Genomic DNA, 23,619 nt, shown 5'->3' with positions numbered 1-23,619 from the left:
CTCACGTCGGGGATCAGCCGACTACGAGATCCAACTCGTCGTCGGACACTCCGACCGCGATGCTGCCACCCTCGACGAGGACGTCGTCGAGCAGCAGATCGGCGATCCGATCGTCGACGGCCCGCTGGATCGACCGGCGCAACGGACGCGCCCCGAACTCGGGCTGGTGTCCGTGCTCGGCAATCCAATCGACCGCGTCCTCGCTGAACGAGATCTCGATGCCCTTGGACTGCAGACGCTTCCGGCTGTCGTCCAGCAGCAGGTCGGTGATCCGGTGCAGCTGCTCGGTGTCGAGCTTGCGGAAGATCACGATCTCGTCGATCCGGTTCAGGAACTCCGGACGCATCGACTCACGCAGCCGGCCCATCACCCGATCCCGCAGCGGCTTCTCCGAAGCCTCCGCGTCACCGGTGCTGAAGCCCAGCGCACCCGACTTGCTGGAGATGATGTCGGACCCCAGATTGCTGGTCATGATCAGAACGGTGTTCTTGAAATCCACCGTCCGGCCCTGACCGTCCGTGAGCCGACCGTCATCGAGCACCTGCAGCAGCGTATTGAACACGTCGGGGTGCGCCTTCTCGATCTCGTCGAGCAGGATCACCGAGTACGGGTTCCGGCGGACCTGCTCGGTGAGCTGTCCCGCCTCCCCGTACCCGACGTAGCCGGGAGGGGCACCGACGAGCCGGCTGACCGTGTGACGTTCACCGAACTCGCTCATGTCGAGTCGCAGCATCTTGTTCTCGTCACCGAACAGCGTGGCGGCCAGCGCCTTCGCCAGTTCGGTCTTGCCGACACCGGTCGGTCCGAGGAACAGGAAGCTGCCCACGGGACGATCCGGATCGTTCATGCCGGTGCGGCTGCGGCGCACCGCCCGGGCGATGGCCCGCACGGCGTCGTCCTGGCCGATGACACGACGATGCAGTTCGTCCTCGAGCCGGCGGAGGCGTTCCTTCTCCTCCTCGGTCATCTGGCTGGCCGGGATTCCAGTGGCCCGCGACACGACCTCCGCGATCTGCTCGGCAGTCACCTCGGGCGTCACGTCGTTCGTGCCGACCGCCTTCCCCTCGATCCGGGCCTGAACCTCCATGGCCTCGTCCCGCAGTCGCGACGCCTTCTCGTACTGCTCGTCGGCGACGGCCTGTTCCTTGGCCTGCTCGAGTTCCGCGAGCTTCGCCCGCAGAGCCTCGACGTCGACGCTCGGCATCCGCAGCCGCAACCGGGCCCCGGCCTGATCGATCAGGTCGATCGCCTTGTCCGGCAGGAAGCGGTCACCGATGTAACGGGCCGACAGCTCGACCGCCGCCGTGATCGCCTCGTCCGTGTAACGGACGCCGTGATGCTCCTCGTACCGGTCACGCAGACCGGACAGGATCGCCACCGCATCCTCCACACTCGGCTCCGCCACCGTCACCGGCTGGAACCTGCGTTCGAGCGCCGGATCCTTCTCGATGTGCTTGCGGTACTCGTCGAGCGTCGTCGCACCGACGATGTGCAGCTCACCGCGGGCGAGCTTCGGCTTGAGGATGTTGCCCGCATCCATCGCACCGTCGGCGCCGCCGCCGGCACCGGCGATGGAGTGGACCTCGTCGATGAAGACGATCAGCTCGTCCGAGTGGGCCGAGATCTCGTCGATCACCTTGTTGAGACGTTCCTCGAAGTCGCCGCGGTACCGGGTGCCCGACACCATGCTCGACAGGTCGAGCTGGACGATGCGCTTACCCGTCAGGCGGTCGGGAACGTCGCCGTCGACGATGCGCTGGGCGAGGCCCTCTACGACCGCCGTCTTGCCGACGCCGGCCTCACCCACCAGCACGGGGTTGTTCTTGGTGCGGCGCGAGAGAATTTCGATGGTCTGCTCGATCTCGTCGGCGCGCCCGATCACCGGGTCGACTCCGCCGCCGCGTGCGCGTTCGGTGAGGTCGAAGCCGTACTTGTCGAGCGTGGGGGTCCCCGAGTTCGAGGACTCCTCCTCCACCGATCCACCCTGCACGGCGGTCTGCAGGCGCTCCGGGGTGATTCCCTCGGACGCGAGCAGGCGTCCGGCGGCGTGGTCCTGATCCGCGGCGAGCGCCAGGAAGAGGTGCTCGGGATCGATGTAGGTGGACCCGAGGGCGCGCGCGAGTTGGTGCGCCTCGAGCAGCGCCGTCTTCAGCGCGCCGCTCAGTGCGGGTGTTGCAAAGCCTGACGTGTCACGGCTCTGGGGCAGACGCAGTTCGACGGCATCGGCGACGGCCGACGTGTCGGCGCCTGCGCGGCGCATCAGAGAGGTGACGGGTTCGTGTTCTGTCATGACGCGCAGAACGTGGAGCGCATCGAGTTCCGCGTCGCCACGACCTGCGGCGAAGCGGGCAGCAGCAGCCATGAGCTCCTGGGTGGAGCGACTCATGAGCCGACTGATGTCGATGCGACCTGGGCCCTCCGGCCCGAAGAATGCTGGCATTCCTCAGCCTCCTATAAGTTGAGCGTTACTCACTCAACTAACGTGCCAAGCCTGCGATCAATTCCCGGAGGGAGTGGATGTGAGCTCGATCACAAAGGCCCGCGGCAGGTGCCGACCCAGTCCAACGACGACAGGAACCCGGATCTTCCCGCTCACGGCAGGGTGCGTCCGAGAAAGTCGAGCACTCGGGTCGCCTGGTCGCCGGTGGGATCGAGATCGGGGCGGAAGTCGGCGACGCTGACCCCCACGAGTCGAGGTGACCGCGCCAGTGGCGCGACGACGTCGGCGAGTTGATCCCAGTCGAGGCCTCCCGGCTGGGGGTACGTCACCGCACCGCGAGCTCCATGTCCGCCGTCTCGCCCGTGTCCGAGGACCGTCCGTCGAGATAATCCGGATGCCCGTCGACGAACCACAGTCCCGCCGAACCCAGGTGCCTGCGCAGCGCGGGAAGATCCCGAGCAGAATGCTGCAGTCGCCGCCGACCACCAGCGGTCGCCGGCCCGGCAGGTCCGCCATCGCGACCGCCAGATCGTCCGCCAGCGCATGAGCGGCCCGCACCGTCTCGGACAGTGCAATCACGCCCGTCGCTTCGTCCCGGTCGGTGCGGTCGATCACGGTCGCGGCGTCGCCGACATCTCGGCCGACCATCGCGGACAGGCCGACCTCCCGAAACGCGTGCGGCGCCGCCTGTTCGCCACGCGCCGAGCCGGAGCAATCCCACGGTGCACCAGGCGCTCCGCACCCGTGCGCCTTTTCGGTAGCGGGAACAACCGGAAAGGCGCACGGGCGCGAAGCGCCTGGTTCTACGCTGAACTGGTGGTGGCTCTCGTTCGAGCGGTCCGGCGGCTGGCTCTGGGACGCCCGCTGCGCAGTGACGACCTCGGGGAGCAGTTGCTGACCAAGCGTCTGGCGCTGCCGATCTTCGCCTCCGACCCTCTGTCGTCCGTGGCATACGCGACGCAGGAGATCCTGCTGATCCTGTCCCTGGGCGGTCTCGCCTATTTCTACCTGACGCCGTATCTGGCGGCCGGGGTCGTGGTGCTTCTCGCCGTGGTCGCCCTGTCGTACCGCCAGGTGGTGTACGCCTACCCCAGCGGAGGCGGCTCGTACGAGGTGGCGACGAAGAACCTCGGTCCGTCCGCGGGTCTGACGGTGGCGTCGGCACTGCTCATCGACTACGTCATGACGGTGGCGGTGTCGGTGTCGGCGGGCGTCGACAATCTCATCTCCGCCGTGCCCGCGCTGAACACGCACCGGGTGGCGCTGGCCGTGGCGTTCGTCGTGTTGCTGACGGTGATGAACCTGCGCGGGATCCGCGAATCGGGGACCATGTTCGCCTTCCCGACGTACGGGTTCATCGCCGGGGTGATGATCCTGATCGTGACGGGGTTCGTCCGCGTCGCGGCCGGTTCGACACCCGTCGCCGAAAGCGCCGGGTACACCATCGAACCGGAACTGTCCGGGCTGACCGGTCTGGCCCTCGTGTTCTTCGCGCTGCGCGCGTTCTCCTCCGGATGTACCGCGCTGACGGGTGTCGAGGCGATCTCCAACGGGGTGCCTGCGTTCCGTAAACCCAAGAGCGCCAACGCCGCGAAGACACTCATGGCGATGGCCGCGACGGCCATCGTGATGTTCGCGGGAATCACCGCGCTGGCCATCGTCGCCAAGGTGCACGTCGCGGTGAACCCGTGCGATCTGATCGGGTTCGCCGGAAACTGCGAGACCGATCCGCAGCGCACCGTCATCGCCCAGATCTCGGCGGCCGTGTTCGGCGGCACCACCAACATCGGCTTCTTCTATGTCCAGGCCGCGACCGTGCTGATCCTCGTGCTCGCCGCGAACACCGCCTACAACGGTTTCCCGCTGCTCGCCTCGGTGCTCGGCCGTGACCGCTACCTCCCGGTCCAGCTGAACACCCGCGGCGACCGGTTGGCGTTCAGCAACGGCATCGTGCTCCTCGCCGTGACGGCGGGCGGATTGATCGTCCTGTTCGACGCGTCCGTCACCCACCTCATCCAGCTGTACATCCTCGGCGTGTTCACGTCGTTCACCCTCAGCCAGGCGGGCATGGTCCGGCACTGGAACCGTGTGCTGACAACCGAATCCGACGCCCGAGAACGTCGTCGAATCCACGGCCGGCGGGCCCTCAACGGCACCGGCGCCGTCCTCACCGGCACTGTCCTGATCATCGTCACGATCACGAAGTTCACCCAGGGCGCCTACCTCGTGGTGATCGCCATGCCGATCCTGTTCTTCCTGATGCGCGGGGTGCGGCGGCACTACGACCGGATCGCGGCCCTCCTCGTCGTCGACGAGGACAGCTTCACCCTCCCCTCCCAGGTGCACACCATCGTGCTGGTGTCCGTGCTCAACAAACCCACCGCCCGGGCCCTGGCCTACGCCCGCGCCACCCATCCGACGACCCTGGAAGCCGTCACCGTGCTGGGCGACAACACCGGAAAACTGCAGCGGGAGTGGGAGAAGTATGAAATTCCGGTGCCGCTGAAAGTCCTCGAATCGCCCTACCGTGAAGTCACCCGGCCCATCGTGGGGTACGTGAAATCCGTCCGGAAACGGATTCCGGACGGCGTCGTCACCATCTTCATCCCCGAGTACGTGGTCGGTCGCTGGTGGGAACACCTGCTGCACAACCAGAATGCGCTGCGCCTCAAGGGCAGGTTGCTGTTCACGTCCGGCGTGATGGTCACGAGTGTGCCGTGGCTGCTCGATTCGGCCACCCGCGTCGGGGCGCCGCTCGGCAAGCCCGCGCCGGGTGACATCCGGCGCGGCCTGCCCACCACTCCCGAGCTCAGCGGAAAGTCGACTTCAGGTACTCCGTAAGACCGTCGACCGCGACCGGACTCTGCCGGAACCCCAGATAGCCGTCCGGGCGGACGACGAACGCGGCGGAACCCTCCGCGCCGTACGCGTGCGCGAACTCGCCGTCACGGTCTCGGACGAGGGGAAGCACCGTTTCCCCGACCTCGGCGGAAGGCGACGCGACGAGGTACGTGTCGACGAGTCCCCGGGTCGCCGCGCCCACCGACGTCGCCGCGGCCTCGAGCAGTTCCAGCCCGCGCGCGTCGACCGATTCGTCGGCGTACAGCAGCAACGTGTGGTTCCGTCCCGCGAGGAGAGTGAACAGCCGGAGGGGAAACGCGACCGCGGCACGGGTCAGCCCGCGGGCGTCCGGCGCCCGGCTGCCGGGCGCGAGCGCCGCATTCGACTCCGGTTGGGCGACGATCGGACTGTCCGCGTAGCTGATGAGGAGTTGGGCCTCGCGTCGGATCACGTAGTCGGGATCCGACGACCCCGCCCCGATCCCCTCCCGGGCGCTGCGCACGGTGCGTCCCACCACCTCCTCCCCGATGGGTCGCCGTTCGGCGTCGTAACTGTCCAGCAGGTCGGGGGCCGCGGCGCCGGACACGGCCAGCGCGACCTTCCACGCCAGGTTGTGCGCGTCCTGGATGCCGGTGTTCATACCCTGCGCGCCGGTCGGCGGATGAATGTGGGCGGCGTCGCCCGCGACGAACACCCGCCCGCGCCCGTACGAGTCGACGATGCGGTGGCTGATCCGGAAGATGGACGACCAGCGGAGGTTCGACGCCCGCGTCGGCTCGGGTGACAGGCGGTCGAGCACGGCCTGGATGTGGCTCAGCTCCGGTTTCGGTCCCGCCTCGAAACCGTGCGCGATCTTGTCGGCCGCGGGGGTGCCGGTGCCGGCGAGGTCGCTGGGCACCAGCATCGACATCCGGTAGCGGCGGCGCCCGGGCAGCGGGATGCACACGAGCAGGTCGTCGGTCTCGCCGTCCGTCTGATGCATCGACCGGATCCCGTAGCCGCGGGGCATCGACCAGTCGACTTCGACGTCGCCGAGCATGTACTGCTCGAGGAACGCACCGCCCTCGAAGGTGAGGCCGAGTCCCTTGCGGACCACGCTGTGGGCGCCGTCGCAGCCGAAAAGGTACTGGGTTCGGACGGTTTCGTCGCCGTCCGCGCCGGTGACCGTGGCGACGACGCCGTCGTCGTCCTGTTCGAACGCCGTCAGTCTCGTTCCTCGTTCGATCGTGGTGCCGAACGTGGCCAGGTATTCGGTGAGGATGCGTTCGGTCTCGTACTGCGGCAGCCCGATGAATTCGAACGGGACGTCGGCCGGTAGCGACAATTCCAGGCGGGCCACCTCGTCGCCGTTGACGTACACGATCTGCCCGCGCATCTGGATCGCCGCGTCCAGGATGTGCCGCAGCACACCCATGCTCTCGAACACCTCGAGGCTGCGCGGTTGGATCCCCACCGCCTTCGCGTACTGCGGTGGCTCGAGCAGTGGATCGATGATGCGGCAGGCGACGCCTCGCCTGCGCAGTTCGATCGCCGCCGTCAGCCCGACCGGACCAGCTCCGACCACCAATACCTCGGGATGCACCACAAGACACCGCCTCGTCAGCAGGGACCGACCACCGACCAGTATGCGTGACCGACGATGCACTTGACCGGCGTTCGGGCCAGACCCGGATCCTTCATGTCCGCGCGGTGTGGAGTCTCGGCCGGTGAACCGCTTCCCGGGCCACCAGTTCGATCGTGACGGCCACCGCACACGTCTGCGCGAGCAGCAGCCCGACCAGGACGAGGATCTGGACCGCCCCGGCCTGAACGGCGGAACCGCTTGCCAGCAGCACCCCGACGAACGCCCCCGGCAGGGTGACCAGCCCGACGGTCCGGGTCTGATCGAGTCCTGGGAGCAACGCGTCCGAGGCGGCAGACCGGACCACTTCCATGCGGGCATCACGGACGTCGAGCCCGAGACTGAGCCCCGCCTCCACCTCACCCCACCGTTGTTCGACCGCATCGAGCGCGCGTCGCGCGGCGAGTGAGGTGGCCGTCATCGCCCCACCGAGCACGATTCCGCCGACGGGAACGAGAGCGACACCTTCGAGCGGCACCACCTGGCTGACCAGCATCAACGGCAACACGATGCCGACACCCGCGGCGAGAGGCAGCGCCAGCCACCCGGCGGACCGCCCGGCTTTCGCACGGCGAGCGGACGTTCCCACCGCCGCCGCGAACATCACGACGAGCACGAGGATCGACGACCACAGATGCGCGAGAGCCGCGGCCAGGATCAGGGACACCGCGGCGAGCTGGGCGGCACCTCGAATCGCCGCACCGGGCACGACCAGTGGGCTACCGAGGTGGGTGAAGCGGTAGACCACCGCCGCGCACACGACCATCACGGTGCACAGCACAGCCAGTCCGACACCGGGATTCGCCAGGGACGTACTCACCCCGCTCAGTGTTCCTCACATCCTGGCCCCGGGGGTACCGAGAGTGAGCGTTATGCCGACGAATCCCGGGGCGTGCATGCGACCATTGATGGAGTCGACGCTCTACGCCCGATGACGCTGACCGGAGGCCGTGGCGATGGACGACCGGGCGAACACAGCGCACCCGCGGGTCGTGGTCGAGACCGAACACGGCCGGGCGAGCTACCGCGCGGGCAAGGCCGTCCGCATCGGCCGGGATCCGCAATTAGAGATCACGATCGTCGATCCCGTGGTGTCGCGCGAGCATGCACGGCTGACGTGGGACGAGGGATGGCAGCTCGTCGACTCCGACAGCAAGAACGGGATCTTCGTCGACGGCGAGCGCAGAGAAAAGATTCCCGTCACGAACGCCGTCCTCGTCCGGCTGGGCGACGCGGTCGAGGGGCCGGTCGTGCGGATCTCGGTCGAGGATCCCGACGCGACGCGACAGGATGTGGGCGGCCGATGGGACGAGTCGACGATCGAGGTGGGGGCCTCGAGCGCCCCACCCCCGACACCGCACGAGGCGGTCCCGACGGGATCACTCACGGTGGGACGGTCACCCGACAACGACATCGTCGTCCGGGACGTGCTGGCCTCACGCCATCACGCGATCGTCCACAACGTGCCGTCCGGCCTCGAGATCGACGACCTGGGGAGCGTCAACGGCACGTTCGTCGGCGGCGCCCGGGTGTCGCGCGCGCAGCTGACCGACGGCGACGTCGTCACGATCGGGAACACCGACCTCAGTGTGAAGGACGGCCGGCTGGTTCCACGGCAGGCGGTGGCTCCGACCGCAGGCGGGCTGCGGGTGGACGGCGTCGGGCTCACCATCGAGGGCGGGCGGCGGCTGCTCGAGGACGTCACGTTCACGGCCCAGCCGGGGAGTCTCACCGCGGTGATCGGCCCCTCCGGCGCGGGAAAGACCACGGTGGCCACCATCATCTCCGGTTCGGAACGCCCCACGGAAGGTGTGGTCGAGTTCGAGGGACGCAGCGTGCACGCCGAATACCAGGTGCTCCGCTCCCGCATCGGGATGGTCCCCCAGGACGACGTCGTGCACCGGCAGCTGACCATCCGGCAGGCGCTCGGCTACGCCGCCGAGCTGAGGCTGCCGCCGGACACCACCCGGGCCGACCGCGAGGAGGTGATAGCGACGGTCCTCGAGGAACTGCAGCTGTCCGAACACGCCGACACGAGGGTCGACCGGTTGTCCGGCGGACAACGCAAACGCGCGTCCGTCGCAATGGAGTTGCTCACCGGCCCGTCCCTGCTGATCCTCGACGAACCGACCTCGGGTCTCGACCCTGCGCTCGACCGGCAGATCATGGCGACGTTGCGCCGCCTCGCCGATTCTGGCCGCGTCATCGTCATCGTCACGCATTCGCTGTCGTATCTCGAGATGTGCGATCAGGTCCTGCTCCTCGCACCGGGCGGCAAGACCGCCTACGTGGGCCCGCCGGACCGGGTCGGGGCCGCGCTGGGCAGCACCGATTGGGCCGACATCTTCTCCCGTGTCGCGGCCGACCCCGACGGGGTGTTCGCCGAGTACCGCGCCACCCGCCCCGCCGTCGAGGTGCCACCACCGAGCCCACCCGGACCTCTCGGCAGTCCCGCGCACACGTCGCGGCGTAAGCAGCTGAGCACCGTCGTCCGCCGCCAGGCGCGGCTGATCCGCGCCGACCGTGGGTACCTGATCTTCTTGTCCCTTCTCCCGTTCGTGCTCGGCGGCCTGGCCGTGCTCGTGCCCGGCGACACCGGATTCGGCCCGTCGGGCCTCGACGAATCCGGCGAACTCACCCAGATCCTGGTCGTGCTGATCCTCGGCGCCGCCTTCATGGGTTGCTCACTGACCATCCGCGATCTGGTCGGAGAGCGCATGATCTATCACCGCGAACGTGCCGCCGGCCTGCTCCCGTCCGCCTACCTGACGGCGAAGATCGTCGTATTCTGCGCCGCCGCGATCGTGCAGTCGGTGATCATGGTGGTGATCGTTTTCGTGGGCAAGGGTTTTCCGGGCCGGGGCAGTGCGATCCCCTCCGGCTCCGTCGAATTGATCGTGGACATCGCCGTCACCACCTGCTCCTGCGTCCTGGTCGGATTGGCGTTGTCGTCGGTGGCCCGCTCGAACGAGCAGGTGATGCCGATGCTGGTGGTCACGATCATGGTGCAGTTGGTGATGTGCGGAGGACTGATCACGATCACCGGACGCGCCGTGCTCGAACAGGTGTCGTGGCTCTTCCCGTCCCGCTGGGGGTTCGCGGCCGCCGCCTCGACGGTGGACCTGCGCACGAACGCCACGGGCACCGAGCCCGATACGCTCTGGCAGCATGCCGCATCGTGGTGGCTGCTCAGCATCGCCATGCTGGTGCTCATCAGTTGCGTGCTCGCGGCCGTCACCTACAGCCGGCTCCGGCTGCGCCGTTCCCGCCGACGCTGAAACAGATGCTGCGGTGTTCTACTCGGCTTCGAGACCCGCAGGTGCCCCGACGTCGAAGACGTTCATCATCTGAGACAGGGTCCGGTAATAGCCCACGAGCACCACGAGTTCGAGCAGCGCCGAGTGACCGAGGCGGGCTTCGAATCGGCGGAATTCCTCGTCTCCGAGGGTGTTGGCGCCCCCGAGCAGATGACGGCACACGTCGTACGCGGCCTGTTCGGTGGCGTCTTCGGAACCGAAGTCGCCACCCCGAAGTGCCGTCATCTCTTCGTCGCTCAGTCCGATGGCGTGTCCGACCCGTTCGTGGGCGTAACGTTCGAATTGGCTTTCCGTTGCGGCCGCGACAGCGAGTATCGCGATTTCTCTGATCCGGGCGGTCATCGCCGTCCGATAGCGCACCGCACTTCCGAGTTCTTGCAACGCAGAGCCGAGCCCGGGCACATGCAGCATCAACCCGAACGGCCCGTTGAGCCTGCCGTGGTCATCCTGAAGCGCGAACAGCTGAGGTCCCTGAGCCCGCGGCCCCGTCACGATGCTGTCGTACAACGCCTTCTCCTCGACGTCCAGCTCGGCGGGTGTCAGGGACGCGATCCGTGAATCTGCCATGTAAGTACCATCTTTCAACGATTTCGGCGCGGGGAGGCGCGGTGACGAGTCAGAGTATGCCGCGCCCGGCGCTGTGGCCCTCCGCCGGCATCGAATCACACCCCGACCTGAAGCTATTCGCCCGGTGGATTCCCGCCATATCGAACTGCCGATTCCCGAATACTCCCTGATCCGCCACCCTTGAGCCACGGGCCACCTCGCCGAGTGGACCCGCGACCAGGCGAAGAGGTGACGTCAACGTGAGAACCCCGGTCGGGCAGCCCGCCCGTTACGAGATCCAATCCTGTCCCGACATCGAATTCGGGCGTCCCGGGGGGCACATCCTCCGCCTGGATCTGACTCTGCCGATCGACGTTGCCGCCCCCGCCGTCGTCCTCTACCTGCACGGCGGTGGTTGGATGATCGACTCTCGCAAGAGTCATGCTGCGCGGGCGGAACGGCTCGCGCGGCACGGATTTGCCGTCGCGAGCATCGACTACCGCCCCTCCACCGCCGCTCCCCTCCCCGCCCAGATCATCGACATCGCGACCGCGCTCGAGTGGCTGAAAGGTCCCGGGCAAGGCTTCGGTGTCGACGCGACTCGGGTCGCGCTCTGGGGAGCATCGGCAGGTGCCCATCTCGCGCTTCTGGCCACCGCCACTCCGGCGGTTTCACGGACACCGCACGATCTGCCCGGTCCAGCCGTGCAGGCCGCTGTCGGCTACTTCGGCTGTTACGACCTCACCTCACGGGGCGACCTCGACCGTCCGGACGCCGGCTCGCCGATACCGCGTGAGATCCTCGAGCAGGACTGGCCGCCAGGGGTCCCCGCACCGCCGTCGTCTCGCTACCTGAGGGCCCGATTGCTGGGAGTCGAGGAGTCGACTGTGAGCGATCGCGACCTCGCCGCCATCAGCCCATTTGCGAACGCGCATGACATCCACGTGCCGGTCTTCCTGCTCCACGGAACACGCGACTCGGTCACGTCGGTGCAGCAGAGCCGGCGGATGGCACAGGAACTTCGACGCCGCGGGGAGACGGTGCGCCTGCGCCTTCTCGAAGGTGCCAATCACGAGGACCCCGCGTTCGACACGGACGCCACGATCGCCGAAGTCGCCGGGTTCCTGCACGAATACCTGGACCGGTCCTGCCACACGACCTCACCTCCCACGATGCCGTACAACAAGGAGATTGATTCGAAATGACCGCTCGAGTAATAGTCGTCGGCGGCGGACCGTCGGGTCTGACGGTCGCGACCGAACTGGCCCGGGCCGGAGTCGACGTCGTCGTCCTCGAACGTCGAACGCAGCCGGTACAGTCGCGAGCCGGGACCGTTCTGCCGAGAGTTCTCGAGCTCCTCGATTCTCGGGGCCTTGCGCAGAAGTTCATCGACAGGGCCGCGACGATTCGTTCCAATCCGCTTATTCCCGTTCATATCTGGGCCGGGATGCAACCCGTCGAATGGCGCCACCTCGAATCGAGGTTCGGGTTTCGGCTGGTTCTTCCCCAGAACCACACCGAGGAACTGCTGCTCGAGGAAGCCCTCCGTCTCGGAGTCGTCGTCAGGCACGGCGTGACCGTCGAATCCGTCGTCCAGCAGTCCACCGCCGTGACCGTGACCGCGACGGCCGAGGACGGACCCGTGAGCCTGTCAGCCGACTACCTGGTCGGCGCCGACGGTGGGCGAAGTATCGTGCGATCGCAACTCGGTCTCGATTTCGAAGGCCATGGGCCGACATTCACCGGAATCGTGGCAGACCTGAGGATGGACCGGCCCTGGCCCGAAGCGCGGCGGATGATCGACAACGACAAGGGGTGGGTCACCTCGTTTCCGTTCGGCGAGAACGAATCCATCACCCGGTTCAACATCGTGCACGCCGAGCGCAGGCACGCCCCTGCGGCGGAGCCGGTCACGGCCGACGAGGTTCGCCGATGCCTCACCGATGTCCTCGAGAAGGACCTGCCGTTCGACGATCTGGTGTGGGCGTCCCGTTTCACCGATTCGCTCAGAATCGCAACGAAATTCCAGAGGGGTCGGGTGTTCCTCGTCGGCGAATCGGCTCGCATCCACTACCCTGCCAGCGGCGTCGGGATGAACTTCTGCATCCAGGATGCGTTCAACCTCGGGTGGAAGCTCGCCGCTGTGATCAACGAACACGCGGGACCGGCACTCCTGGAAACCTATGAGGCCGAACGGCGCCCGGTGGCCGAGGCGCTGCTGAGAAGTGTCGCGGCTCAGTGTTCGGTCCAGTTCGACTTCACACCGGAGGGGGTGGAATTCAAGCGGATGTTCGAACGCGACCTGTTGCCCATTCCGGAGGTCAATCGCCGAATCGGGCTCGAACTCAACGGGCTGTCCTTCCCCTACCCTGCTGAGTCACACCATCATCCGATGGTCGGATACCGCTGCCCCGACCTGGATCTCGTCACCGCGATCGGTCCGATCAGGATGGGTGAAATGCTGCGCGATTCTGCACTCGTCCTCATCGACGCCACCGGCGCGGACACCTACGCGGACCTCGCACTGCAGGGCGCGCCGGTACGCGCACACACCGGCCACATCGTTCTCGCACCCACCGGGCTGGGTGAGGTCACGAGCCTCCTGGTCAGGCCCGACGGATACATCGCGTGGGCCAGCGCCGACGCCCCCGCGCGCGAAGATGCTCAGCTGGCGATCAAGCGGTGCCTGGCCGTCGACTGAAATGCCGGGAGGGTCGTCTCGCGTGTACCCGAGACGACCCTCCCGCGCCGGCTTCGGCAGTCACTCCAGAGACTTGACGAGTTGCGCTCGGAGCCAGCGGTGTTCAGGATCCGCGTTGTACATCGGGTGCCACCACAGAGCATGGTTCAGTGGGGCGAGATTCAAGGGGAAGTCGACCGACCGAATTCCCATTCCGCCGCTCATCCGGGCCGCCAATCGCTCCGGCAGAAGCGCGATCCGATCGGTGTGGGCGACGAAATACGGCAGAGCCAGATAATTTTCGCCGACAACCTGCACATACGGTTCGACCCCCTGCGCCCGGACCTGATGCAACGGTGTCGTCGCGGCGTGTGGGTGCGTCTGAAACACAGCCCACGGGTATTCGGTGAGCTGGTCCAGCCGTACGGCGTCCCCGATGTGCTCGTTGTCCTCGGCCACCACGCAGACCCACCGGTCGGAGAAGAGGTCGACCGAGGGCAGGTCGCTGACGAAGCCGCGGGGTACGACCAGGGCATCAGCGGTACGGAGGCTGTCCGATGCACGGTCGACGATCTCCGGTCGCAACTGGACGAAGTTGATGCGCAGGTGCGGAGCCTGCGCCAGCAGATCGCGGGTGATCGTGTCCCCGACGGCGGCGAGCATGTAGTCGGACATGATCAGGGTGAACTCGCGGCTGGACCGTTCGATCTCGATACCCGGCTCGGCGTCGAGCACTCGATCGACCGCCGAGATCGCCACCGTCGTGCGCTCGACCAGGCTGCGGGCGAGCGGCGTGAGCTGATACGAGTTGCCGACCCGGGCCAGTAGCGGGTCGCCGAAGTACCTCCGAAGCCGCGCGAGCGCCGCACTCATTGCCGGCTGACTCAGACCGACTTCGATCGCCGCGCGGCTCACGCTTCGCTCGCGCAGAAGCGCGTCCAGAGACACGATGAGGTTGAGGTCCAGCTTGGCGCGATGGCCGGAGATCCGCTGTATCGAGCTCATGGATACAAACTATAGGCAACCCGGCGTTCCCAAATAACCGCGGGAAAATGAGACTGAGGCAGACACTCTGCCTCTCTCCGAACAGGACACTCATGGACCCGAGTCATGCCACACCACGCCGCACCCTGCTCCGGGGCGCAACGGTCGTCAGCGTCGATCCGGCCATCGGAAACTTCGACCGAGCCGACATCTTGATCAGCGACGATCTGATCGCAGGAATCGACACACGGATCGACGTCGAGCCGGACGTCGAGGTCGTCGACGTCGACGGAATGATCGCGCTTCCCGGATTCGTCGACACTCACCGCCATACCTGGCAGAGCGTCATGCGGCACGGATACGCCGAACTCGATCCCCTCCAGTACTTCGACGAAATGCTCAGGGGAATCGGAGCGGCGTACGAGCCCGAGGACGTCAGGATCGGAAACCTCCTCGGCGCGGTGTCGGCGTCGAGCGCCGGGACGACCACCCTCTTCGATTGGTCCCACATCCAGAATTCACCCGAGCATTCCGACGCTGCGGTCACCGGTCTGCGCGAGGCGGGTATCCGTGCCGTCTTCGGCCACGGATGGCCACTGCAGGGCAACGGCCGGTGGACCGAGAACAGCATGCTCACCCACCCGGCCGACATCGAACGGCTGCAGAAGCAGCACTTCTCCGACCCGGGCGGACTCGTGACGTTGGCCATGGCGGCCAGGGGCCCCGAGATGGCGGCGCCCGGCGTGTGGCAGGCCGACCTCGCCCTCGCGCGCGACCTGGGCATCCGCACGTCGGTGCATGCCGGTGCGTACCCGCACAACGAACCGGTCCACGCCGTGGCCCAGTACGACGAGGCGGGCCTCCTCGCCGACGACCTGACGTTCGTGCACTGTTGCCGCTCCTCCGACGCCGAACTCGCGATGATCGCCGATGCCGGTGCCACCGTGTCGATCGGCGTGCACTGCGAACTCAACTCGCAAGGCATCGGCGACATCCCGCTCGACCGGATGCTCGCCGCGGGTGTACGACCGAGCCTCAGCGGGGATACCGAGACCAAATGCAGCGGAGACATGTTCACGCAGATGCGAATGCTCTTCGGCTATCACCGTTCGTGGATGGGCGGCGGGCACAGCTCCGTCGCGGCCGACCGTGCGCAGCTGTTCCTGCAAGATGTGCTGGCATTCGCCACCATCGAGGGGGCGAGAGCGATCGGACTCGACGACCGGATCGGCTCGCTCACTCCCGGCAAGCAGGCCGATATCGTCCTGGTGCGTGCAACGGACCTGAACCTGGTGCCCGTACTCGATCCGGTGGCATCGGTGGTTCTCGCCGCTCACGAGGGCAATGTCGATTCGGTGCTCATCGGCGGCCGATTCGTCAAGCGCGGCGGAGTCGTGCTCGGGTGTGATCCGTCCGCTCTCGTGAAAGCGGCGGCGGCATCGCAACGACGGATTCTGGGAAGACGCGCCGGCCGCTAGCACTCGTGGGCGCGTACCCCGCCCGAACAGGGTGTATTCGCCGCACGAATTCCCTCCATCACGAACTGCCGCTTCCCGGATAACCCGAGAACAGGAACAGTGATGGTCATCACCACCGCAACAAAGGAGCAAGGCATTGACCATGTCACGCGGGGACGAATTCCGGCGCGGGTGGCCGACTCTGTCAGCGGCCGCCGTGGGTGTCGGCACTGGGGTATCCGGGCTCGCCATCTACTCGGCGGGTCTGTTCACCAGCGATCTCGGTAGGGAGATCGGCCTCAGCGCTGCGATGTACGGGCTGTCCATCACCTTGCTGACCTTCGGGATGGCGCTCGCCGCCCCCGTCGTCGGCTACGCCGTCGACAAGTTCGGAGTGAAGGCCCCGACGATTGCCGGAGCACTGTGCCTGGCAACCGGATTCGCCGCACTGGGAACGGTCGTGCACTCGGTGCCGGCCTACATGACAGCGATGGCGTTGATCGGATTCTTCGGTGCAAGTTCCGGACCGATTGCCTTCACCCGGGCGGTGAGCAGCTGGTTCGACCGCGCCAGGGGCCTCGCGCTCGGCATCACGATGATGGGGATGGGACTCTCCGGCGCCATCATTCCGGTCGCCATCGGCCGCGTCATCGAACTCGAAGGATGGCGGCTCGGCTACCTCACGTTGGCCTGCATCGCGCTCGCCGGAACCCTCCCCACCCTCTTCCTCCTGAAGGTCGCACCCCGAAGCGTAAGCACGCTGGGCACGCCCGGACTGGCGGCCGACGACGGTGACGACTTCGCCACCATCCGCCGGAACCCCCTCTACTGGCGGTTGGTCCTCACATTCGGCCTGATGTCGGTCGCCTTCACCGGCCTCATCCCCTACCTGGTCCCGATGCTTCGGCAGTACGGGATGAGTGTCGGCGGTGCGGCATCGATCGCATCGATCATGGGACTCGCGGTCATCCTGAGCCGACTGGTGATCGGACTGCTCATCGACGTCCTCCGGCCGACCGCGGTCGCGGCCTCGCTCTGCGTGCTGTGTGCCACCGGCGTCGTGCTGTTCGCGGTCGGCGGAGTCGGGTTCGCCCCCGTCCTGGCCTTCACGCTGGGGTGCATGCTCGGCGCCGAGCTGGATATGGTGGGCTACTTCACGTCCCGCTACTTCGGGCTCGCCGCCTTCGGAAAAGCTTATGCAGGCCCCTACATGGCGTTCGTCCTCGGCGGCGGCATCGCGCCCCTGTGGGTCGGTGCCGTGGTGGACCGAACAGGAAGCTACACCGCAGTCCTCTACCTCGTCGCCGCGCTGACGGTGCTGTGCGCCGTCGCCTTCGTGGCCCTGCCGTCCCCGCGGGGACCGAGGCAGGTAACCCCCGGCCCTTCCGATACGAGGCCCACGCCCGCCACCGTCAACGCAGACCTCTGACCACACACCACAGACAACGCTCCAGGAGAACCACTTTCATGCGTATCGCCAACATCGACAACCGTGCCGCTCTCGTCTTCGGAGACGAGGGTTCCGAACGGGCCGTCGACATCGCCCACGCCTCCCGCGGCCGGTTCGGCCCCGAACTTCCCGCCGTCTACCAGGCTTGGGACGACGTCACCGGATGGGTGGCGGAACAGGACACCCACGCGCTGACGGGGAACAGAGTCCCGATCGACCGGTCCCTTCTCCGGGCACCGTCGCCGGCCCCCCGACAGGTGTTCGCCGTCGGGCTGAACTACCACGCCCACGCCGCCGAATCCGGCTTCGACTCCCCCACGCAACTGCCGCCGGTGTTCACCAAGTACGCGTCCAGCTTCACCGGCCCCGACACCGACGTCGTGATTCCCGCCGGTGGCAACGTCGACTGGGAGATCGAACTCGTCGTTGTCATCGGCCGCGAAACAAGCAACATCGACGAGGCCGACGCCTGGTCCCACATCGCCGGTCTCACCGCCGGACAGGACATCTCCGAACGCATCTCCCAGCTACGCGGTCCCGCACCGCAATTCGGTCTCGGCAAGTCCTTCGCCGGGTTCTCCCCGCAAGGTCCGTGGCTGGTGACCCCGGACGAGTTCGCCGACCCCGACGACCTCGAACTCGGCTGCACCGTCGACGGCGAGGAAGTGCAGAAGGGCCGCACCCGCGACCTGATCTTCCCGGTCTCGAAGCTGGTCGCCGCCCTCTCCCACACCGTCACCCTCTACCCCGGGGATGTGATCTTCACCGGCACTCCGGCCGGCGTCGGCGTCGGCCGCGATCCGCAGCGGTTCCTGCAGGCCGGTGAGACGCTCGACAGCTGGATCGACGGCATCGGCACACTTCATCAGCGTTTCGTCGCCGATCCCGGCGCGAAGTAGAGGACGCGATCATGGCACTGCACGGACTGGGCAAGGTCACCCTCGGCGTTCCCAACGTCGACGAGACCATCGCCTACTACGTCGAATTCGGCCTCGAACACCGCGAGGGCGGGGTGTTCGCCACCCGCAACGGCGGCGAACAACTCGAGATCGTCCACGCGCCCGCGCGTCGACTGGTCGAGTTGACGGTCGCCGCCGACGACCCCGACGACATCGCCTCCATCAGTGCGCGGCTGGCCGGGCTCGGTGTGGCGACCCGTCAGAACGGCACGTCCGTCAGTGCCGTGGAACCGGTCACCGGCACGCGAGTGCGGGCGCAGGTCCGGTCCCGGATCGTCATCGAACCCGCCGTCGCGGCCACCCCCTACAACGGGCCCGGGCGCATCGACCGCTGGGGACGGGCCCCGTTCCTCACCCGCACCGAGCCGGTGCGCCCCCGCAAACTCGGGCACGCGGTGCTCGGGTCCACCGACCTCGAGACCACGATGAGGTTCTTCACCGACGGTCTCGGATTCAAGGTCAGCGACTACATGGGCGACAAGGCCGCGTTCCTGCGCTGCTCCGTCGAGCACCACAACGTCCTCGTCATGGCCGCACCGGTGAGCTTCATGCATCACACCAGCTGGCAGGTCGACGACATCGACGAGGTCGGCCGCGGCGCCCACACGATGCTGGAGAACAACCCCGAACGCCACATCTGGGGTCTCGGACGGCACTACGCCGGTGCGAACTTCTTCTGGTACCTCAAGGACCCGGCGGGGAACTTCTCCGAGTACTACTCCGACATGGACACCGTCCCCGAGGACGAACTCTGGAGCCCGGAAGTGCTGCACGGCCTGCAAGGTCTGTACGCCTGGGGGCCGCCGCCGCCCCCGTCGTTCCTCGAACCGGACGACCTCGCCGCCCTGATGACCGGAGCTCACTCCGGCACCGGGTGACGAGCGGGTCGCCGGCTAGATCAGTTCGACGACGGTTCCCAGGTCGTGCACATGCTCGCTGTCCGACGGCCCGGTGGCCGGCGTGATGTCGCCCCGTGCCGCGTGTGCCATCGATCGCGCCTCGCCCGCGGCGAAGGCAACGGGTACCGCCACGGCAACGGACAGGAGGGCAGCTCCCGCATCGAACGCCAAGCGTGCGACACCGAAAGCACAGTTCGCCGATTCTCGGATCGTCATCGTCCGCTCCTTCATCCCAGTCCACGGGACGTAGCGGACCACTCCCTTTGACCTGACAATTACTCCTCGACGTTACGAGCGGTGTGCACTACTCGCGAGTACCAAACCGACCAGATCGAATGGTTTACCCGGCAGCCGTCGAGTCCGGGCGGCAGAGGCAGAGAAGACAGGCACGTACCCGGGTAGTTCGGCCGATGTGTCCGGACCGCACCGGGACCACTCTGTAGACGGGCGTCCCCCACGACGCGACACCACCGAGTGCACTGGAGCAACGACGGCATGAACCCACACACCGGGAACCACGGATATCACCTGGTTCACACGTTCCGCCCGCCTCCGGTACGGCCGGGACGCCATGCACTGCACGCCGCCGCGTCCAGAATCGGAATCCCGTGCACCCGCGGCGCCGGTGACCACCGGGCCTTCGACAGCTCCGGCCTCGTTCAATGGGCATACAAACAGGCCGGCATATCGGTTCCGCGCACCACCTACGAGCAACTCCGACACGGGACCGCCGTGGACGAGTGCGACCTGCAGCCCGGCGACGTCGTCCTCTTCTACGGGGGCGGGCACGCGGCGATCTACGCGGGAAACCGCATGGTCGTCCACGCACCCGCTCCGGGACGCCCGGTCACGCGAGTAGCGATGAGCTCCATGTCATTTCACGCAGCGCGCCGGTACTGACGACGGACCAGGCGACCACCCGCGGCATCGTGGACTCAGTGAGCGGCGTTATACGCTTCCTCGATCTCGGCAGGAATACGTCCACGCGTGGACAACTCGTAGCCCTGCGACGTCGCCCATTCTCGAATTTCCTTCGCCTGGCTACGCCCCTGCGACGGTGCCACTGCAGGAGTCGACCGACGCTTCCTTCCACCGACCCGCGTTGCATGCTCGATGTAGTAGTCGAGAGTCTTGTGGAATTCCCTGGCGTTCTTGACCTTCAGATCGATCTCGTAGTCGACGCCGTCGACAGAGAACGGAATGGTCTCCCCCTTACCGTTCTTGATCGGAGTTCCGTCGATGTCGTCGATGCGTTCGACAACAACTTTGCGCGCCACAGTTCCACTCCTTCATCGTCGATAACCCGGGGAACACTACGTCGAAGTATTGTTCACCTGCCAATCCCCGACGGAGTTTTCGAACTGCTGACCCGGGTCCGCCTGATTGGAGCACCCCGCTGTCGGGGTATCCGTCGGACATGACACCGAAGGATGCATCCGGACCGAAGACCACGACCACCGACAGCGGCGCCCCGGGCGCGGACAAGGACGTGGTGTCCGATCCGGCCGAGGACGACAAGAGCTCGGGCGCCGACTGGAGCGGCGAAGGCGGCGCGACCCCTGAGGGGCCCGCCACCGACACCGACACCGAGGACTAGGTCACCAGGGGATCTGTCCGAGGACCACACCGATCACCAGCATCGACAGCGACACCAGCGCCGCGCGCCACAGCACCTTCTTGTGATGATCCGCCAGCGGGACACCCGCCAGGGTCACGAGCAGGAGGATGGCCGGGACGAGGGGGCTCTGCATGTGGAACGTCTGGCCGGTGATGGATGCGCGGGCCATCTCGACCGGCTCGATGCCGTACGTGGCCGCCGTCTCGGCGAGCACGGGCATGATGCCGAAGTAGAAGGCGTCGTTGCTCATGAAGAACGTGAACGGCAGGCTCAGGATGCCCGTGATGACGGCCAGGTGCGGTCCGAGCGAGGCCGGGATGATTTCGAGCAGCCACTGCGCCATGGCCTCGACCATTCCGGTGCCCTGGAATACGCCGGTGAGGACAGCGGCGGCGAACACCATCGCGACCACGGAGACGATGCTCGACGAGTGGCGGGTGATCGCTTCCTGCTGTTCCTTGACCCGCGGGAAGTTCACCGTCAGCGCGATCGATGCGGCCACCATGAACAGGACCGGAATCGGCAGTACGTCCATCACGAGCACGACGAGGAGCGCCACGGTCACGAGCGCGTTGAACCACAGCAGCTTCGGGCGCAGCGTGGGCCGCTCGGGGTCGAGACCGTCGACGAAGCCCTGGCCGTCGTCCGATCCGGCGTCGCCGGAGCCGCCACCGGTTCGGGGTGCGTCACCGTTGCCACCGGAGCCGGAGCCGGTCGCGGACCGCCGGAGGCCGGAGCCCGCGGAGACGAGGAGGCGCTCGTCAGTGAGTTCGAGCGTGCCGATGCGACGGCGTTCGCTGTAGCCCAGCTGCACGGCGAACAGCAGCACGACGAGCAGTCCGACCACCAGTGACGGGATCATCGGGACGAACACGTCCGACGGCGAGATACCCAGCGCAGCGGCGGCCCGGACCGTCGGTCCGCCCCAGGGGACGATGTTCATCGCGCCGTTCGCCAGGCCGGCGACCACCGTGAGGACCACGGGGCTGACCTTCAGCTTCATGTACAGCGGCAACAGTGCGGACGTCACGATGATGAACGTCGTGGATCCGTCACCGTCCAGCGACACCACCATCGCGAGCACCGCGGTGCCGACGACGAGCCGCATGGGGTCGTTGCGGACAAGCCGGAGGATGAGTTTCACCAGCGGGTCGAACAGGCCGACGTCGATCATGATCCCGAAGAAGATGATCGCGAAGAACAGCAACGCGGCCGTCGGTGCCAGCGCCTTGATTCCGTCGGTGATCATGTCGCCGATGCCGAGGCCCGCCCCGGCCGCGATCCCGAATGCGACCGGGACGGCGATCAACCCGACCACGGGAGTGGCCCGTTTGGACATGATCAAGAACATGAACACGGCCACCATCAGAAAGCCGAGTGCTACCAGCATTGCCACTCCTCGTCCGAACTCGCGTCGTGGTGTGATCGCGATAACAGCCAGTGTCGGGGGGAGGGACGCTCACAGTCACTGTTGCGTACTTAGAGAAGGTTGTGTTCTTTGTGGTGGCAACTACGGGCGCCCCCGGAGATGGTCGCGCAGAGTCTCTGTCTCATACTCCGCGCGGAACAGCCCACGCTTCTGCAGGACGGGGATCACCTCGTCGACGAAGTCTGCGAGGCCGTTCGGGTAGAGCGGCGGCATCAGGTTGAAGCCGTCGGCCCCGCCGCGGCGGAACCACATCTCGATCTCGTCGGCGATCGATTCCGGGGTTCCGATCATGGTGCAGTGGCCACCGCCGGCCGCCAACGTGCCCAGCAGCGACCGCACGGTGGGACGGTCCTTCTCGATGATCCGCCGGATCGTGTCGTACCGGCCCTGCGGCCCGGTGAACTCCGACAGCGGCGGCAGCGCGGGAACGGGAGCGTCCAGTTCCCAGGCACTGCAGTCCTGCTGGACGAACATCGACAACTGCGCCAGCGACTGTTCGACGGGCAGGAGCGCGTCGAGTTCCGCCTTCTTCCGCCGGGCCTCCTCGATGGTCGAACCGACATAGGTCACGAGACCCGGCATCACGGTCACCGCGTCGGCGTCGCGGCCCGCCGCGCGGATGCGCCGCTTCACGTCGTCGTAGTAGCTCTGCGCGGCCGTGAGGTCGTAGGCGACGGCGTAGATGCCCTCGGCGCACCGGGCGGCCAGGTCGCGGCCCTGATCGGACGCGCCCGCCTGGAACAGCACGGGACGACCCTGCGGCGAGTGCGGCACGTTCAGCGGACCGTCCACGAGGAAATGCTTTCCCCGATGCTCGACCGGCTTCACCTTGGCCGGGTCCGCGAAGATGCCGTCCCGGTCGAGCACGAGCGCGTCGGGCGCCCACGAATCCCACAGAGCGAGTGCCACGTCGACGAATTCCGCGGCACGCGAATAGCGTTCGTCGTGCGGCGGCATCTCCTCGAGCCCGTGGTTGCGCGCTTCGGCGTCGAACATCGACGTCACCACGTTCCAGCCGGCGCGGCCGCCGCTGATGTGGTCGAGCGACGCCAGCATCCGGGCGGCGTGGAACGGTGTGTAGAACGTGGTGGACACCGTCGTCACCAGTCCGACCCGCTCCGTCGCCCGCGCCATCGCGGACAGCGCGGTGAGCGGTTCCAGGAACCACATGCCTCCGGACGCGGGGTCGCGCACCGAATGCCCGTCCGCGAAGAACACCGCGTCGAGGCAGCCCCGCTCCGCGGTCTGCGCCAACTCCTCGTAGTAGGCGATGTCGCAGAGTCGCTCCACCTGGGACGAGGGGTGCCGCCACGCGGCGCCGTGGTGCCCGCAGCTGTAGAGGAATGCGTTGAAGTGCAGTTGCCGGACGTCGGTCATG

The 23,619-nt window shown here is 67.1% G+C and carries 20 protein-coding genes; 10 read left to right on the top strand and 10 right to left on the bottom strand.

Annotation, left to right across the window (positions count from 1 at the left end):
• Window positions 1-13 precede the first annotated feature (13 nt).
• Together QM693_RS33005 and QM693_RS33000 are read right to left on the bottom strand one after the other, a co-directional pair.
• Window positions 14-2,440 carry an ATP-dependent Clp protease ATP-binding subunit gene (locus QM693_RS33005; protein ID WP_283354432.1) on the bottom strand — a complete coding sequence of 809 codons (2,427 nt, stop codon included), beginning with the start codon at window positions 2,438-2,440 and terminating at the stop codon, window positions 14-16.
• 152 nt (window positions 2,441-2,592) lie between these two features.
• Window positions 2,593-2,769 (bottom strand): hypothetical protein, encoded by a 177-nt coding sequence (locus QM693_RS33000; RefSeq protein WP_283330699.1) that lies wholly within the window; start codon window positions 2,767-2,769, stop codon window positions 2,593-2,595.
• A 487-nt stretch (window positions 2,770-3,256) separates the two neighbouring features.
• Between QM693_RS33000 and QM693_RS32995 the strand changes: the two genes are divergently transcribed.
• Window positions 3,257-5,281: an APC family permease gene (locus tag QM693_RS32995; RefSeq protein ID WP_283330698.1), complete on the top strand. Its 2,025-nt coding sequence runs from the start codon at window positions 3,257-3,259 to the stop codon at window positions 5,279-5,281.
• On the opposite strand, the gene QM693_RS32990 is transcribed toward QM693_RS32995, so the two are convergent.
• Together QM693_RS32990 and QM693_RS32985 are read right to left on the bottom strand one after the other, a co-directional pair.
• Window positions 5,250-6,866 (bottom strand): FAD-dependent monooxygenase, encoded by a 1,617-nt coding sequence (locus tag QM693_RS32990; protein ID WP_283330697.1) that lies wholly within the window; start codon window positions 6,864-6,866, stop codon window positions 5,250-5,252. The two genes, QM693_RS32995 and QM693_RS32990, sit on opposite strands and share 32 nt — an antisense overlap.
• A 91-nt stretch (window positions 6,867-6,957) precedes the next feature.
• Window positions 6,958-7,722 (bottom strand): ABC transporter permease, encoded by a 765-nt coding sequence (locus QM693_RS32985; RefSeq protein ID WP_283330696.1) that lies wholly within the window; start codon window positions 7,720-7,722, stop codon window positions 6,958-6,960.
• A gap of 136 nt (window positions 7,723-7,858) precedes the next feature.
• On the opposite strand from QM693_RS32985, the gene QM693_RS32980 reads away from it, so the two are divergent.
• Window positions 7,859-10,180: an ATP-binding cassette domain-containing protein gene (locus QM693_RS32980; RefSeq protein WP_283330695.1), complete on the top strand. Its 2,322-nt coding sequence runs from the start codon at window positions 7,859-7,861 to the stop codon at window positions 10,178-10,180.
• Between the two features lie 18 nt (window positions 10,181-10,198).
• On the opposite strand, the gene QM693_RS32975 is transcribed toward QM693_RS32980, so the two are convergent.
• Window positions 10,199-10,786 (bottom strand): carboxymuconolactone decarboxylase family protein, encoded by a 588-nt coding sequence (locus tag QM693_RS32975; protein ID WP_283354431.1) that lies wholly within the window; start codon window positions 10,784-10,786, stop codon window positions 10,199-10,201.
• Between the two features lie 239 nt (window positions 10,787-11,025).
• Here QM693_RS32975 and QM693_RS32970 point away from each other — a divergent pair, with 239 nt between their 5' ends.
• Both QM693_RS32970 and QM693_RS32965 read left to right on the top strand, forming a co-directional pair.
• Window positions 11,026-11,970 (top strand): alpha/beta hydrolase, encoded by a 945-nt coding sequence (locus QM693_RS32970; RefSeq protein ID WP_283354430.1) that lies wholly within the window; start codon window positions 11,026-11,028, stop codon window positions 11,968-11,970.
• Entirely contained in the window at window positions 11,967-13,466 is a 1,500-nt protein-coding gene (locus QM693_RS32965; RefSeq protein ID WP_283354429.1) for an FAD-dependent oxidoreductase, read from the top strand. The genes QM693_RS32970 and QM693_RS32965 overlap by 4 nt, the downstream gene beginning before the upstream one ends.
• A 60-nt stretch (window positions 13,467-13,526) precedes the next feature.
• On the opposite strand, the gene QM693_RS32960 is transcribed toward QM693_RS32965, so the two are convergent.
• Entirely contained in the window at window positions 13,527-14,450 is a 924-nt protein-coding gene (locus QM693_RS32960) for a LysR family transcriptional regulator (protein ID WP_280778669.1), read from the bottom strand.
• A gap of 92 nt (window positions 14,451-14,542) precedes the next feature.
• On the opposite strand from QM693_RS32960, the gene QM693_RS32955 reads away from it, so the two are divergent.
• The 4 genes from QM693_RS32955 to QM693_RS32940 all read left to right on the top strand — a co-directional run bounded on the left by QM693_RS32955 (window position 14,543) and on the right by QM693_RS32940 (window position 19,173).
• On the top strand, window positions 14,543-15,907 hold the full coding sequence (locus tag QM693_RS32955; protein WP_283330691.1) for an amidohydrolase family protein: 1,365 nt from the start codon (window positions 14,543-14,545) through the stop codon (window positions 15,905-15,907).
• 142 nt (window positions 15,908-16,049) lie between these two features.
• Window positions 16,050-17,315, top strand: coding sequence for an MFS transporter (locus QM693_RS32950; RefSeq protein ID WP_283330960.1), 1,266 nt, complete (start codon window positions 16,050-16,052; stop codon window positions 17,313-17,315).
• A 38-nt stretch (window positions 17,316-17,353) separates the two neighbouring features.
• Entirely contained in the window at window positions 17,354-18,235 is an 882-nt protein-coding gene (locus QM693_RS32945) for a fumarylacetoacetate hydrolase family protein (RefSeq protein ID WP_283354428.1), read from the top strand.
• 11 nt (window positions 18,236-18,246) lie between these two features.
• A complete protein-coding gene (locus QM693_RS32940; RefSeq protein WP_283354427.1) occupies window positions 18,247-19,173 on the top strand; it encodes a VOC family protein in 927 nt (308 codons plus the stop codon).
• A 15-nt stretch (window positions 19,174-19,188) separates the two neighbouring features.
• Here the strand turns inward: QM693_RS32940 and QM693_RS32935 are convergent, their stop codons facing one another.
• Complete coding sequence (locus tag QM693_RS32935) at window positions 19,189-19,410, bottom strand: hypothetical protein (protein WP_105413018.1); 222 nt, start codon at window positions 19,408-19,410, stop codon at window positions 19,189-19,191.
• A 279-nt stretch (window positions 19,411-19,689) separates the two neighbouring features.
• On the opposite strand from QM693_RS32935, the gene QM693_RS32930 reads away from it, so the two are divergent.
• Entirely contained in the window at window positions 19,690-20,094 is a 405-nt protein-coding gene (locus tag QM693_RS32930; protein WP_283354426.1) for a C40 family peptidase, read from the top strand.
• 35 nt (window positions 20,095-20,129) lie between these two features.
• On the opposite strand, the gene QM693_RS32925 is transcribed toward QM693_RS32930, so the two are convergent.
• On the bottom strand, window positions 20,130-20,471 hold the full coding sequence (locus QM693_RS32925) for a histone-like nucleoid-structuring protein Lsr2 (RefSeq protein ID WP_005255167.1): 342 nt from the start codon (window positions 20,469-20,471) through the stop codon (window positions 20,130-20,132).
• Between the two features lie 140 nt (window positions 20,472-20,611).
• On the opposite strand from QM693_RS32925, the gene QM693_RS32920 reads away from it, so the two are divergent.
• The gene (locus tag QM693_RS32920) at window positions 20,612-20,791 is read left to right on the top strand and encodes a hypothetical protein (protein WP_283330687.1); all 180 of its coding nucleotides are present in this window, start codon (window positions 20,612-20,614) and stop codon (window positions 20,789-20,791) included.
• 1 nt (window position 20,792) lies between these two features.
• On the opposite strand, the gene QM693_RS32915 is transcribed toward QM693_RS32920, so the two are convergent.
• Entirely contained in the window at window positions 20,793-22,202 is a 1,410-nt protein-coding gene (locus QM693_RS32915; protein ID WP_283354425.1) for a CitMHS family transporter, read from the bottom strand.
• A gap of 120 nt (window positions 22,203-22,322) precedes the next feature.
• A complete protein-coding gene (locus tag QM693_RS32910; RefSeq protein WP_283354424.1) occupies window positions 22,323-23,618 on the bottom strand; it encodes an LLM class flavin-dependent oxidoreductase in 1,296 nt (431 codons plus the stop codon).
• Window position 23,619: the final 1 nt, after the last annotated feature.

The organism is Rhodococcus sp. IEGM 1305, assembly GCF_030058635.1.
Classification (GTDB): Bacteria; Actinomycetota; Actinomycetes; order Mycobacteriales; family Mycobacteriaceae; genus Rhodococcus_F; species Rhodococcus_F opacus_D.
The sequence above is the reverse complement of the archived record's forward strand: the minus strand, read 5'-3'. Positions and strand labels throughout refer to the sequence as shown.